This window comes from Gilliamella sp. B2923, from assembly GCF_026536565.1.
Classification (GTDB): domain Bacteria; phylum Pseudomonadota; class Gammaproteobacteria; order Enterobacterales; family Orbaceae; genus Gilliamella.
The window spans coordinates 133238-147394 of the sequence record NZ_JAFNNZ010000005.1 but is presented as its reverse complement, the minus strand read 5'-3'; the positions used below and the strand labels follow the sequence as shown (position 1 = coordinate 147394).

Here is a 14157-nt window from a genome sequence, read left to right as displayed (position 1 = left end):
AACTCCCATTTATTGCTTATAACTGTTTCTGTCTCTATTTGGTGACAATCGTGCCTTTAATGCCGGCGAGTAAAGACTCGATATCGGTTAAATTGCCAATATAGGCTTTATTGCCGGTGTTATTAACAAACTCAATGACGGATTTGACTTTAGGTCCTATTGCACCGTCATCAATTGCCAGTGGTTTTAAACGCTCGGTATTAACATGTCTTAATGCTGTTTGTGCTTGCGTTCCCCAGTTTTCATATACTGCATCGGCGTCGGTTAGTATCATCAGATGATCGGCTTTGAGTTGTATAGCAAGTTGCGCAGCACTGTGATCTTTATCGATTACCGCTTCAACGCCTGTGTATCCGGTTTTTTGTTTAATAACCGGAATTCCGCCACCTCCATTACAAATAACAATATTATCATCGGCCAGCAGTTTTTTTATGGTGTCAATTTCCAGAATTTTTTGCGGTTTGGGTGAGGGCACAACGCGGCGAATTGCCTTACCGTCTGCTTTGAATGTCCAACCATATTGGCTTTGTAGATGTTGTTGATCTTTTGGATCATACACGGGGCCTATAAATTTGGTTGGGTTACTAAATGCAGGATCATCACTCGCTACTTCCACCTGAGTGAGTAGCGTGACAACCTGTTTAACTGTTTCTTGTTGCTGTAAGCTTTGCCCAATCATATAGCCAAGCATGCCTTGAGTTTGCGCAACGAGTATATCAAGTGGATAGGCTGGCACGGCTTGATAGGCGGCATTTTGTAATGCCAGTAGTCCCACCTGTGGACCATTGCCGTGAACAATAACCAATCGATATTTTCCCGCTAATTTAGCAATCAATTTGGTTGTAGCATGAATGTTTCGGTATTGATTTTCAACCGTTAATGATTCGTTGCGTTTGGAAATGGCATTACCACCTAAAGCAATAACAATTAGCTCCATAGTCGATCCTTGCTATTTGGGTTGTTGATTAAGTATTAAAACAATCTGTTTGATGTTTCTGTTTCGTTTGTTTTATTGATTAAATATCGATATCTCGATGACAATCTTTTGAGTAAATATAACTTAGTGGCTCTTTGCCAACGGCGTAACAAGCCTGTAATGCATAGGCTCCCATAAAAATGTAGTCATCTTTTTTGACCGGTATCCAATGGTTATCTAATAAATACATGCCTTCACCACTTAGCAGATACGCACCATGTTCTTGTACGTGAGTTTCAATATAGCCATGGCTTGCGCCAGGTTTGAACGTTAAAATGTGAAAGTTCATATCAAATCCTAATTCTTTAGGTAATAGATCTTGCACAAATACGTTATCCATATCTTCATAGTTAATCGTATCAAGGTGCTGAACATGATTGGAAACCACCCGTGTTTGATATCCATTAAGCGGGATATAACGTCTTTTATATAAAAATAGCCGTGAGCTTTGTGCTTGATTTTGCAAGTATAATTTTACCCCTGCCGGGCAGTACAGATAGCCACCGGTTTGTAATTGGAAAGATTGTTCGTCGGCTTTGGCAATCACCTCGCCGCTAATGACATAAACAAATACTTCAATATCTTTACCACCAAAACCTTGTTGGTTTTTTCCGTCTTGATGCATGGTGACAAGATAGTCGACAAAACTGGCACCGAGTTTTGGGGTCGATAGGATTGTAATATCACAATTTTCAAACCCGGGAATGATATTTTTGACCAGTCCGTCCGGTGGAATTAACGCATAATTATGGCGTTTGATGATAGCTCGTGAAGCTAACAAATCTTTAGGATAACCGGTGTTGTTATTGATGTATCCCATGTTTATCTCCTTGTAACATTTAGAGTTTTGTTGTGCTTTTGATATTACTTTAGGTAATAGAAAGCCCCGCCTTTAAAAAACAGCATGTTTTCAATTTTGTTGTTAAGCCGACTATCGCAAATAGTCGGCAGTGATTTTATTTGTTATTTGTGCTTTGACGCATGTTGATAAGGAAGAAGATCACAGTAGCAACAATTAATATGCCAATTGCTACATAAAATCCGGTTATTTTGGTGCCGGTAAGATCTGCCAGATAGCCGGTTAATGGTGGCGCAATGACCGAAGAACTCATACCGAAAAAGTTAAATACGCCAAATGAGGTACCGTAATTGGTTTTCGGGGCGGTTTCGGCAACGTGCGATATCAAAATTGGCTCAACGGTTAATTTTCCAAATAGACCATAAAAAATTAGCCCAGCCAGTAAAAAAGTGATCGTTGCTGATTGAACAGTGGTAAATAAAGTTGCTGCTGCAATTAATTCAAGCGCAATAATAAATATTAAGCGTTTATCTCGGAATTTATCGGAAATTTTACTAATAATTAGTGCGCCCGGTATGGCAGCAAAAGCGACCAATGATGAGGCCGAACCGATACTACCGCCGGTAAAGCCACGTTCAGTTTCAAGAAAATTAGGTAGCCAGCTGACAATCATGTAATAACCGTAACAAGTAGCAAAATACATAATATAAGAGGCAATCATCTGAGGACTAAAGAAGCTGTGTTTTTGCGTTGTCGCTTCTGGCTCATTGATAGTTTGCTGCGCTTTGGTCTCGTTATTTGCTGCCGCTTTGAGTTTTGGATTTTCTTTAATAATGATGGCAAAACCGGCAACTAAGCACAGTAACAGGGCTGCGATGATGTATAGCATGTATTCCCATGGCATTCCCCACGATTTTACTAAAAAGCTGGTAGCCAGTAAGCTTATCCCCATACCTAACGCCGAACCGGTATTAATAATAGCTGAGGCGAAACCGCGATGCGCTGAAGGAATATTTTCAGCTGAAAGTGACCATGCAGCACCATAGTAAGATCCACAGCCTAAACCAGCCAGTAAACTACCGATGTAGATCATCATAATTGAGTGCGCATTACCGATGATAAGTGCCGCAATGGTAAACAGTAAAAAGCCGGGAATGACAACCGCTTTTTTACCAAATCTATCAACCAGCATTCCGGCAGGGATTTGCATGGCGGTATAGGCAAAAAAGTAGCAACTGGCGATTAAACCAAGTTCGGTGTTTGATTGTGGCCCTATGGTTTGTTGGACTTCAGGAAAAATGGCCGTTAATACCGGACGGTAGATCCACATTACTGTCCAGCCTAGGCATAAAAGTACCACAATTTTATGCCAGTATTGTATACCGCCGGTTTTTTCTGTTGTTGAGTTAATAGTTGTCATGCTAACTCCTTATTACTCTTGATATGCTAATTGATAAAGTGCATAGGTTAATGCTTTGATGCCTTCAACCAGATCTTCTGTTTTGGTGTCTTCGGCAGTATTGTGACTGATACCTTTTATACTCGGCACAAATAACATTGCAGTCGGTACGAATGGCGCAAAGATTTGTGAATCATGCCCAGCTCCACTATGCATGACCTGATAACTTAATTGTTCTTTTTGGCAGATCTGCTCTAGCATCTTGATCAATTTATCATCCATTGGTATGGGATCTTCATCCATCCAGCGATTAATTTCGATTTCAAGTCCAAGCTCTGCTGCAATGCGTAACATGTCCGCTTCTAACTGTTGAGTAAAGGCGACTAATTCGGCTTTATCGGTGTGACGGCAATCAATGGTAAAAAGTACTTCACCGGGCACTACGTTAACCACATTAGGTACCGGTTCAACGTGACCAAAGGTTAAAACTAGTGGGTCACCCACTTTAAGGGCTTTATCGATTGATTCATTGCAGATCCGGCTAAAGGCATAGACGGCATCTTTGCGGTAACCCATTGGGGTTGTGCCTGCGTGGTTGGCTTCGCCAATCAGTCGGATGTTGTAGCGTCTTTGTCCGACAATACTGGTTACTACACCAATACTTTTTTGTTCTTTTTCCAGCACGCCACCTTGTTCAATGTGAATTTCAAGGAATGCTTTGATATCGTCTCGTGCAGGTTTGGTGTTAAATTTAAATCCGCACGCTTTCATGGCATCAACAAATTTAATGCCGTTGCTATCTTCAATCGATTCGACATCCTGATGATTAGCAATGGCAAACACGTTTTTACTTCCCCAAAAGACATAAGGAAAACGGCTGCCTTCTTCTTCTGCCATTGAGATAAGTTCTAAGGTGCGTAATGGCTGTCCATAGTGTTTTTTTAAATACTCCATAGCCAGTAATGCGGCAATAATACCTAATTGCCCGTCGAGTTTTCCACCGTTGACAACGGTATCGACATGTGAGCCTGACATAATGATTTGATCGGGATATTTGCTTCCTTCAAATCGACCATATAAATTACCGATGTCATCAAAATAACTCTCCATGCCGATTTCGGTCATTTTATCTTTTAGCGCATTTTGTGCGTCAAGCCATTCACTTGTGTAAAGTAAACGTGTTGTTCCGCCTTGTTCTAATCCACCAAAACTTGATATCCATTTCACTGCGTTAGCAACATCATCATATAAGATATTCATAAGCATTTACCTATTATTCAACTTTCGATTATTAACAATTTTTCTCTCAACTTGCTAACTACGATACTATTAATAGCAAATAATAATGTGATCAAACCAGCTTTTTTGATTTTGTAAAATTTAATTAAATTAATGAGTTATTATTATAAAAAATTTTTTAATAATAATTTATCTATATGATTTTAAATAATTTTATTTTTCTAATTCAATTGCCAATTTGTGACATCTAACCTACTTATTCAATCATTTTTACGTAATATATAAATACAGTCTGATAATTAGATTTAATAGATAAACTCATTACCAGTGTAATGACACAGATCCAAACGGGTATCAGAATTCGCCTTGTGAAGTTATTTTATTCCGTCATAGAGATGTTTCAAAACATGTGATGAGTGGCTATTGAGTTATATTCAATCAGTGTTTAGATAACTATTTTTATAACTGAGAGGCAAATTCTCATGATTCAATCTTTTATAAAAAAAGGAAGCTTTCAAGACTCGGTCAGTTTGATGTTAATCTCGAAAAAACTCAGTAATCTTGAAGAAGTGGATGAAGTTTCTGTCATGATGGGCACTCCTGCCAATAAATCATTGCTAAATGCCACCGGTTTTTGGAGTGATACTTTCAACGATGCCACCCCAAATGATATCTGTGTTGCTATCAAAACCCATGATGATTCGACAAACGTTATAGCGCTGATTAGTGATCAGTTAGAAGATGCATTGAAAAACATTGCTCAGCAACAACAAGGCGGAACAAAACTACTTAAAGCCCGACGCTATGCCAGTGCCACCGAAAAACTACCCGATGCTAATCTTATCTTAATTTCCATTGCCGGCGAGTATGCAGCTGAGCTAGCCGATCAAGCGTTAGATGATAATAAAAATGTGATGATATTTTCCGATAATGTTTCGGTCGATGATGAAGTCCGTTTAAAAACTAAAGCTGATAAAAAAGATCTGATCGTTATGGGGCCTGATTGTGGTACTGCAATTATTGCCAGTGCCCCTTTAGCCTTTGCTAATGTGATCCCGAAAGGAAATATCGGTGTAATTGGCGCATCCGGTACCGGTATTCAAGAGGTGATCTCGCAAATTGCCTTATTAAATCAGGGGATTACTCAAGCGATCGGTTTAGGTGGTCGTGATCTGTCTGAAGAAGTAGGCGGTATTAGTGCGCTTACGGCACTAAAAATGTTAGCGGCTGATGAATCGACTCAGGTGATTACTTTTATCTCTAAACCGCCTGCAGAAAATGTGCGTAAAAAAGTTATTGCCGCAATGAAACAGATCAATAAGCCAATTGTTGCTCTGTTTTTAGCCTCAAAAATTGATCAGCCACAAGAAGATAATATCTATTTTGCCAATACCTTAGATGAAGCGGCCAGATTGGCTTGTTTATTGGCGAAAGTTGAAGCGGCAGCCTGTCAGTTACCAACGGTTGCAGGTAAAACTATTAGTGGTCTTTATACCGGTGGAACTTTAGCGGCTGAAGTGGCAATGTTGTTAGCTAAAGCGCTCGATCTTGCTGTTAGCCACAGCCATGATAAAGGCATAATGTTAGATCAAAACGGACATAAAATTATCGATCTAGGCGATGATTTTTATACAGTTGGCAGACCACATCCAATGATTGATCCTTCAATTCGTGAAGAAGAAATTGCGCAACTTGGTCAACAGCCTGCGGTTGGCGTTGTGTTAATGGATCTGGTTATTGGTTATGGCGCTAATGCCGATCCTGCCGAATCAGTAATTAGTGGCTTTAGCCGTGCTTGTGCTGTGCGATCTGCTGATAATCCGTTAATTGCTATTGTGACTGTTACCGGATCGGAGCAAGATCCGCAGTCGCGTCATCAACAAATTGAAGCACTCAAATCGGCAAATATCATTGTCATGGACAATTTACCGGAAGCTGTATTACTTGCCAAAAGACTTATCACCGCTGGTCAAGCGTCAACACCGGTTAGATCCTATCCTTTATTAAACCATATTAGCGTGATCAATGCCGGGCTACGTAGTTTTGCTGAAGATCTTCAAGCATCAAATATTCCAGTGGTGCAGTATCAATGGGCGCCAATAGCGGGTGGAAACAAGAAGTTAGCGGCTATTTTGAAAAAATTAAATTAAGAGGTTTTGATAATATGAATACATCAATCAATGAAGCAAACCAAGCAATTATTGAGCGAATTAAAGCCGCCAGACCACACTGGATAGGGGTTATTGCGGCAAAAGAAGCCGTGCCAACGTTAGCACAAGGATATAAATTATTACATGCAGGCCCACCGATTGTTTGGCACGATATGACCGGACCAATGCAAGGGGCGTGCATAGGCGCTTGTTTATTTGAAGGCTGGGCACAAGACGAACAACAAGCCTTGCAATTGCTCGAAAATCGCAAAGTTGAATTTATTCCTTGTCATTCAGTAAATGCAGTAGGCCCAATGGGGGGAATTACTTCGGCAAATATGCCAATGGTGGTGGTTGAAAATATCACACATGGTAATCGAGCTTACTGTAATTTAAATGAAGGTATTGGCAAAGTGATGCGTTTTGGCGCTTATGGTGAAGAAGTGCTCAATCGTCATCATTGGATGAAAGTGTCATTAGCACCCGCATTAAATGAGGCATTAAAGCTTTTTGATAACGGTATTGATCTGACGGCACTAATGGCACAAGCTATTTCAATGGGTGATGAGTTCCACCAACGCAATATTGCCGCTTCCGCACTTTTACTGCGCACTTTATCGCCTAAATTAGCTTTACTTAACCGTGATAAAGCAGAAATGGCGAAAATTTTTGAATTTTTAAGTGTCACCGATCAGTTCTTTTTGAACATAGCAATGGCATTTTGTAAGTCAGTTATGGACAGTGCGGCACAAATTCAAGCCGGCACAATTGTGACTGCTATGACCCGTAATGGTAAAGATTTTGGTATCAAAGTCAGTGGGCTAGGTGATCAGTGGTTTACTGCACCGGTTAATACGCCGCAAGGGCTATTTTTCACCGGCTATTCTCAAAAAGATGCCAACCCTGATATCGGCGATAGCGCCATTACCGAAACTTTTGGAATTGGTGGGGCAGCTATGGTTGCGGCGCCGGGGGTAACTCGATTTGTTGGCGCAGGTGGCGCAGATGTTGCATTAGAAATATCAGAAGAGATGAGTGAGATATTTTTAGCGCACAATATGCTATTTCAAATCCCTTCATGGAACTTTCAAGGTTGTTGTATGGGATTGGATATCCGCCGTATTGTGGAAACAGGCATCACGCCTCTTATTAATACAGGAATTGCCCATAAACAAGCAGGCGTGGGTCAAATTGGTGCAGGCACCGTACGTGCTCCATTAGCGTGTTTTGAAAAAGCACTCGAGGCGTTAGCAGAAAAATTAAAAGTGTAATTTATGAATCAAACACATGCAGTAAACGCAAAATTATTAAAAGCGATGACCCAATCGCAACTCAACGTTAAGTTATCTGCCGATGAATATCGGCAGCGCTGCATGTTATTGATGCCAAATTATTGCTCTCCTATAAAGCCATTAGTAAGCAGTTCACAACTGCCTTTGCGTGAAGGAAAATTAACTGTTTTTAGTCAACATCGACATACCATTAATTTGATTAATCAGCAGCAACAATTAATTACTCTTCATCGCTATGGAAGTGGATTTGCGCCAATGGGTAGGGTGCTGAAAACCGCAGATTTTGACACTGTTCAAGCCGCACTAACGGATAGTCATTTAACTATCAATCAAACCATTAACGGCGAATTAAAGATTGGTCATATCAGCATTGATCAGGCAAGCCATGTTTGCCATTTAGAACTCAAGCCCGATCCTGCTCTATCCTTTGATAAAAAGGGTGTTGCTCAATTACTGCAACAGATCAATAATTCTACTGGGGTACACGGTCAGTTAGGCAATCTGATTCTAACGCCGTATCAAGCAGAATTAGAAAATTTATGTCTCCAATTATCGAATTTACTGGCAGGTAATCGCGCCGATCTCACCCCTTTTATCGGTTTAGGCGTGGGATTAACCCCGAGTTATGACGATATTATCGTTGGGATCTTAGCGGTACTGGCGTGTGATGAGCGTTTTTATGCGCCGTTACAACGATTGCAAAAAGCTATGCAGTCTATGCCGTTAGATAAACTGACCACCACCATTAGTGCCACTTTTTTACAGTATGCGTTAAAACGCCAATTTTCTTTACTGGTTATGCAAGTGGTTAGAGCATTAGCACAAGGTAAATACCACCATGTATCGATCCATAAATTATTAAATTATGGTCATACATCCGGTGCCGATCTTTTATTTGGCATTTGGCTAGGTATCGATCGTTTTATTATTAGGGATTAAATCATGTTAGATACTGAAACAATGCGAACATTTACTAAAGTGGTTGAGTGCAATAGCTTTTCAAAAGCCGCTAAACTTTTATATAAAACCCCTGCCGCTATTAGTTATCGCATTAAATCATTAGAAGCAGATCTTAATACCCAGCTCTTTGAAAGGACAACTCGCACTGTCAGTTTAACGCTTGCCGGTCAGCATTTATATGAGCATTGTAGCCAGTGGTTGTTGTGGTTGACCACCATGCCTGATGAGTTACAACAGATTCGGGACGGGGTTGAACGTAAGGTGAATGTTACCATCAATAATTTGCTTTACGATGTTGATGCTGTGACCGATTTGTTAACCCATTTGAAAGAAAAATTCCCGTTTACTAATTTTAATTTTACCCGCCAGGTTTATATGGGGGTTTGGGATTCGTTGCTTCACGGTGAATGTCATCTTGCTATTGGTGCAACAGGCACTGAATCATTGGATAACATGGTAAATATATTTCCATTAGGCGAAATTAGTTGGGTATTTATTGCGGCAAAAAATCATCCTATTACTCAATTAGAAGGTCCATTATCCAACGAAATACTCCGTAAATATTCTGCTGTTAATATTGAAGATACCTCTATTCATATGAATAAACGTGTTGCATGGTTGTTGCCAAGTCAGTCTGAAATCATTGTACCGAATATCACCACCAAATTAGCTTGCCATTTAAAAGGCTTAGGTATTGGCTTTTTACCTAAGTCGATCTGTCAACCTTATTTAGATTCGGGTGAGTTGGTTCAATGCCAAGTGATTAATGAGCGCAAGCCTTCGCCGCTCTCATTAGCATGGAAAAAAACGCATATGGGTAAAGTGATGAGTGAAATTGTGAATCTGTTTAAGTTTCATCACCCCATTACGAATAATTTTTTGAAAAATATCGATAAGAAAAGATAGTCACCGCATCACAATGTAATGTGAATGTTAACAAGATTAAATCGAAATCAATAAGGGAAAAATACATGTTAGACCTAGACAAATATGATCAAATTAATCCGCCGTCTCGATTACTTATGGGGCCTGGCCCAATTAATGCAGATCCGCGTGTAACAAGGGCTATGGCTGCGCCATTAATTGGACAGTTTGATCCCGTGATGACAGATTATATGAATCAAACTATGGCACTTTATCGTGATATTTTTAAAACCAAAAATGAACAAACGTTCGTTATTGACGGTACTGCTCGAGCCGGTATTGAGGCCGTATTAGTTTCAACCATTCGCCCGGGTGACAAAGTGCTTGTGCCTGTATTTGGTCGTTTTGGTTTATTACTGTGTGAAATTGCACATCGGGCAAGGGCGGAAGTTCATACTATCGAAGTGCCATGGGGAGAAGTTTTCGATCCAAATGTTATTGAAGATGCAATCAAAAAAGTTAAGCCTCGATTATTACTTTGTGTGCAAGGCGATACTTCGACAACTTTAATCCAACCATTAGATAAAATTGGTGAAATTTGCCGTCGCCATGGCGTACTTTCTTATGTCGATGCAACTGCCTCGATTGTCGGTAATGAGCTTGAAGTTGATAAATGGCAACTTGACGGGGTTTCAGTCAGTTTACAAAAATGTTTAAGTGGTCCGCCGGGCGTTGCGCCTTTAACACTTAGCCCACAAATGGTTGATATTATTCAGTCTCGTAAATGTGTTGAACTGGGTATTCGTGCTGAAGGTGATAGTAGCGGAAGTGATGAGATGATTTACTCTAACTACTTTGATATCGATATGATCATTCGCTATTGGGGCGCTGAGCGTATCAATCATCACACCGAAGCAACCTCAATGCTCTATGCGGCAAGAGAGTGCGCCCGTATCGTGCTTCAGGAAGGGTTAGATAATGTTATCGAGCGTCACCGAATTAATGGCGCAGCAATGGTTGCCGGCCTGCAAGCTATGGGACTGGAGTTATTTGGTGATCTTAAACATAAAATGAATAATGTGGTTGGGGTAAAACGTCCCGATAATATTGATGATCTGCAAGTGCGCAATTTGATGCTAAACGATTTTGGCATTGAAATTGGTGCTTCCTTTGGGCCTCTTAAAGGCAATGTGTGGCGTATTGGTACTATGGGTTATAACGCAAGAAAACCGTGCGTACTGCAAACATTAACCGCATTTGAAGCAGTGCTTAATCGTGTTGGATTTAAAACTACGCAAGGTGCCGGCTTACAAGCAGCTTGGGATGTTTATCAAAAATAGTTGTCATTAACATAATAATAAAAGCTCACAACAAGTGAGCTAGCTTTATACCCAGTGAAGTTATTGCTAGATGAGTTACTTCAAATGCGGCTGCATGGGCTAACGTTGGTAGCATAAAAATCAGGTTATTAACCATATTACCTTATTGCAACAAAAGGTAACCCTTTTTGCAGCAGGTTATTTGGGATGTTACTTTAAAATGCATAAGGAGATTCAATGAATATCTCAGCTAATAAAATGCCTACATCTGGGTATAATCAAAAAAAATGGAAAGGGCGTTATACCATTTTATTATTATTGTGGTCGGGTTGGTTATTATCGTTTCTTGATCGAATGGTCATGAATGTTTCGTTGCCTTTTATCGGCAGTGAGCTTGGTTTAGATAAAACCGTGCAAGGCTCGATAATCAGTGCTTTTTTTATTGGTTATGCGCTGTTTCAAATTCCCGGTGGCTATTTATCCGATAAATTTGGGCCCCGTAAAGTTATGGCATTTGCCATTATATGGTGGTCAATTTTTACCTTCTTTACCGGGCTGATCTATTGGTTGCCTTTGATGTTGTTGGTACGATTCCTATTTGGTGCAGGTGAGGGCTGTTTTCCAGCGTCCTCGTGGAAAGTCATTGCCACTTATTTTCCCCCTCATGAACGAGGACGAGCAACCGCCATTCAATCTTCTGTTAATACCTTAGGTCCGGCAATTTCTGTTGTTGTGGCCGTGACTATCATTGAGTGGCTAGGCTGGCGAGAGGTTTTTGTCATTTTAAGTGTACCGGGTCTTATCTTAGGCTTGCTTATTTATCGCTATATTCGTAATCATCCGGCAGAAAATCGCTTAATCAGTGCCGATGAGTTACATCTGTTAGAGACTGATCAACAAAACGATAAGAAAAATATTGAGATGCAAACTCGATCGTTTTCATTGCTTGCGGTATTAAAATTGCCAATCCTTTGGAAGTTATCGCTGATTTGGTTTTTATTTGATATCACCTTTTGGGGATTTACGACCTGGTTACCCAGTTATCTACTTGAGGCAAGGGGCTTATCACTGTCTAAAACAGGGATTTGGGCTGCCATTCCGTTCTTATTTGGGGCTTTAGGCACCTTAGTTGGCGGGTATTTTGCCGATAAGTTTCAACAACAACTTAAATATCTCTATGGTATTACAGCACTGTTATCCGGCGCTTTTTTGTTTTTAATGTATCAGGTTGAAAATCTTAATGCTGCTATTGTCTTCCAATGTATTTCAGCTTTATTTATGTTTATCGCCTTTGCGATTTTTTGGGGAATGTTGATGCATCTTATCCCAACCGCCATTATGGGCAAAGCGTCGAGTGTTGTTAACTTTGGTGGACAAGTTGCCGGCGTGGTTTCACCGTTTATCATCGGCTTTTTAATTGATAATGCCAGTGGTGGATATCATCATGCCTTTTTATTTATGGTGCTATCACTTATAGGATCAGCGGTTTTGACCTTTTTTATCCAAAAAATAACACTTTAAGGCAATTTAACTTAGGTTGTTATTGAAGGATTTTTAGAGGGAAGTAGCCAAAGATTAACAATTTAGCCAACGGCGCAATATATGCAGGCAACAATTAGACTGAAGATTTAATACTTAGCTTAATTGAAATTAATCAATGATTAGCATTTGAAGATAATATACCAACAAAAAAACCGTTCTTATGAAGTGAACGGTTTTTTTATTTTGCTAATTGATTAAAGCATTAGCCTTGATATTTTTTCATGACAATTGATGCGTTAGTTCCACCAAAACCGAAGCTATTAGACATTACTGTGGTTAATTCACGTTCAGTCGGTTCGGTGATAATGTTCATGCCGATAGCCGCTTCATCAAGTTCGTCGATATTGATACTTGGCGTGATAAAGCCGTGCTCTAACATGAGTAATGAATAGATAAGCTCTTGTGCACCAGTTGCACTTAAAGAGTGACCAGTCATCGATTTGGTTGATGAAATTGCCGGGATATTATCACCAAATACTTCTTTGATAGCCCAAAGCTCTTTAACATCACCAACTGGAGTTGATGTACCATGAGTATTGATATAATCAACCGGTGCATCTAAATCCGCAATCGCCATTTGCATACAACGCATTGCACCTTCACCAGACGGCGCTACCATATCATAACCGTCAGAAGTAGCACCATAACCAACCAGTTCACCATAAATGTGAGCGCCACGGGCTAATGCATGTTCAAGCTCTTCAACGACCACCATACCGGCACCACCGGCAATAACAAAGCCATCACGGTTGGCATCGTAAGCACGTGAAGCTTTTTCCGGCGTATCGTTATATTTAGTCGATAAAGCACCCATTGCATCAAACTCACATGACATTTCCCAGCACAGTTCTTCACCGCCACCGGCAAAAACAATGTCTTGTTTGCCCAGTTGGATTAGTTCGGCAGCATGACCAATACAGTGAACAGAAGTTGCACAAGCTGAGGTCATTGAATAACTCACACCTTTGATTTTAAATGGTGTTGCTAAACAAGCCGAAATAGCAGATGACATCGATTTAGTCACGGCATAAGGTCCAACGCCACGCAATCCTTTTTCTTTCATACCAGCCACAACATTATATTGTGTTTTTGTCGATCCACCGTAACCGGCAATCAATCCTGTGCGAGGATTAGAAACTTGTTCCGGGGTCAATTTAGCATCTTCAATTGCTTGTTGTAATGCCAGATAACCATAGATAGAAGCATCATTCATAAATCGGACAATTTTTCGATCAATTAGTCCTGTCGTATCCAGTTTTACATTTCCGCATACATGGCTACGCATTCCACTATCTTTCATTTCTTGTGAAAAAGTAATGCCGCTTCGACCTACTTTTAATGATTCGAGAACTTCTTTAGTATTGTTCCCTATGCTTGATAGAATCCCTAACCCTGTAATAACAACACGTTTCATTTAATGCTTTACTCCTAAATTATCTGGCTTTATATGAAAACTTCCGCTGATTATAGCGTACAGTTGTAAGCTGAACAATACCTTAACTCTTTTTTTATAATCAATTTCATATCAACTAGTTGATTAATCGAATTAATATTAAAAAATTTAATAAAACAAAATTCTATCGTCGCTTGATTTTTTATGATTTAAACAACGCTTTT

General features: G+C 40.0%; 11 protein-coding genes. 6 read left to right on the top strand and 5 right to left on the bottom strand.

Going from position 1 to position 14157, the window contains the following annotated elements:
* Window positions 1-34: 34 nt before the first annotated feature.
* From J3U42_RS07535 to allC, 4 genes are all read right to left on the bottom strand, one after another.
* A complete protein-coding gene (locus tag J3U42_RS07535) occupies window positions 35-937 on the bottom strand; it encodes a carbamate kinase (RefSeq protein ID WP_267329095.1) in 903 nt (300 codons plus the stop codon).
* Window positions 938-1016: 79 nt separating this feature from the next.
* Entirely contained in the window at window positions 1017-1796 is a 780-nt protein-coding gene (allE, locus tag J3U42_RS07530) for a (S)-ureidoglycine aminohydrolase (protein ID WP_267336128.1), read from the bottom strand.
* A gap of 136 nt (window positions 1797-1932) precedes the next feature.
* Window positions 1933-3195, bottom strand: a complete 1263-nt coding sequence (locus tag J3U42_RS07525; RefSeq protein ID WP_267336127.1) for an MFS transporter — start codon at window positions 3193-3195, stop codon at window positions 1933-1935.
* A gap of 12 nt (window positions 3196-3207) precedes the next feature.
* A complete protein-coding gene (gene allC / locus J3U42_RS07520; protein WP_267336126.1) occupies window positions 3208-4434 on the bottom strand; it encodes an allantoate deiminase in 1227 nt (408 codons plus the stop codon).
* A 461-nt stretch (window positions 4435-4895) separates the two neighbouring features.
* Between allC and fdrA the strand changes: the two genes are divergently transcribed.
* From fdrA to J3U42_RS07490, 6 genes are all read left to right on the top strand, one after another.
* On the top strand, window positions 4896-6563 hold the full coding sequence (gene fdrA, locus J3U42_RS07515) for an acyl-CoA synthetase FdrA (protein WP_267336125.1): 1668 nt from the start codon (window positions 4896-4898) through the stop codon (window positions 6561-6563).
* 14 nt (window positions 6564-6577) lie between these two features.
* Window positions 6578-7834: a DUF1116 domain-containing protein gene (locus J3U42_RS07510; protein ID WP_267336124.1), complete on the top strand. Its 1257-nt coding sequence runs from the start codon at window positions 6578-6580 to the stop codon at window positions 7832-7834.
* Window positions 7835-7837: 3 nt separating this feature from the next.
* Entirely contained in the window at window positions 7838-8794 is a 957-nt protein-coding gene (locus J3U42_RS07505; protein ID WP_267336123.1) for a DUF2877 domain-containing protein, read from the top strand.
* Between the two features lie 3 nt (window positions 8795-8797).
* A complete protein-coding gene (gene allS / locus J3U42_RS07500; RefSeq protein ID WP_220217482.1) occupies window positions 8798-9721 on the top strand; it encodes an HTH-type transcriptional activator AllS in 924 nt (307 codons plus the stop codon).
* Window positions 9722-9786: 65 nt separating this feature from the next.
* Entirely contained in the window at window positions 9787-11019 is a 1233-nt protein-coding gene (locus tag J3U42_RS07495; protein WP_220217481.1) for a pyridoxal-phosphate-dependent aminotransferase family protein, read from the top strand.
* A gap of 216 nt (window positions 11020-11235) precedes the next feature.
* Complete coding sequence (locus J3U42_RS07490; RefSeq protein WP_267336122.1) at window positions 11236-12519, top strand: MFS transporter; 1284 nt, start codon at window positions 11236-11238, stop codon at window positions 12517-12519.
* Between the two features lie 223 nt (window positions 12520-12742).
* Here J3U42_RS07490 and fabB read toward each other — a convergent pair whose 3' ends face one another.
* On the bottom strand, window positions 12743-13954 hold the full coding sequence (gene fabB, locus J3U42_RS07485) for a beta-ketoacyl-ACP synthase I (RefSeq protein ID WP_220217479.1): 1212 nt from the start codon (window positions 13952-13954) through the stop codon (window positions 12743-12745).
* Window positions 13955-14157: the final 203 nt, after the last annotated feature.

Excerpts from the sequence above, each read along its gene's own strand:
- fdrA (WP_267336125.1), top strand. The coding sequence starts at position 4,896 with ATGATTCAATCTTTTATAAAAAAAGGAAGCTTTCAAGACTCGGTCAGT.
- J3U42_RS07495 (WP_220217481.1), top strand. The coding sequence starts at position 9,787 with ATGTTAGACCTAGACAAATATGATCAAATTAATCCGCCGTCTCGATTA.
- J3U42_RS07525 (WP_267336127.1), bottom strand. The coding sequence starts at position 3,195 with ATGACAACTATTAACTCAACAACAGAAAAAACCGGCGGTATACAATAC.
- J3U42_RS07510 (WP_267336124.1), top strand. The coding sequence starts at position 6,578 with ATGAATACATCAATCAATGAAGCAAACCAAGCAATTATTGAGCGAATT.
- fabB (WP_220217479.1), bottom strand. The coding sequence starts at position 13,954 with ATGAAACGTGTTGTTATTACAGGGTTAGGGATTCTATCAAGCATAGGG.
- J3U42_RS07505 (WP_267336123.1), top strand. The coding sequence starts at position 7,838 with ATGAATCAAACACATGCAGTAAACGCAAAATTATTAAAAGCGATGACC.
- allS (WP_220217482.1), top strand. The coding sequence starts at position 8,798 with ATGTTAGATACTGAAACAATGCGAACATTTACTAAAGTGGTTGAGTGC.
- J3U42_RS07535 (WP_267329095.1), bottom strand. The coding sequence starts at position 937 with ATGGAGCTAATTGTTATTGCTTTAGGTGGTAATGCCATTTCCAAACGC.
- allE (WP_267336128.1), bottom strand. The coding sequence starts at position 1,796 with ATGGGATACATCAATAACAACACCGGTTATCCTAAAGATTTGTTAGCT.
- J3U42_RS07490 (WP_267336122.1), top strand. The coding sequence starts at position 11,236 with ATGAATATCTCAGCTAATAAAATGCCTACATCTGGGTATAATCAAAAA.
- allC (WP_267336126.1), bottom strand. The coding sequence starts at position 4,434 with ATGAATATCTTATATGATGATGTTGCTAACGCAGTGAAATGGATATCA.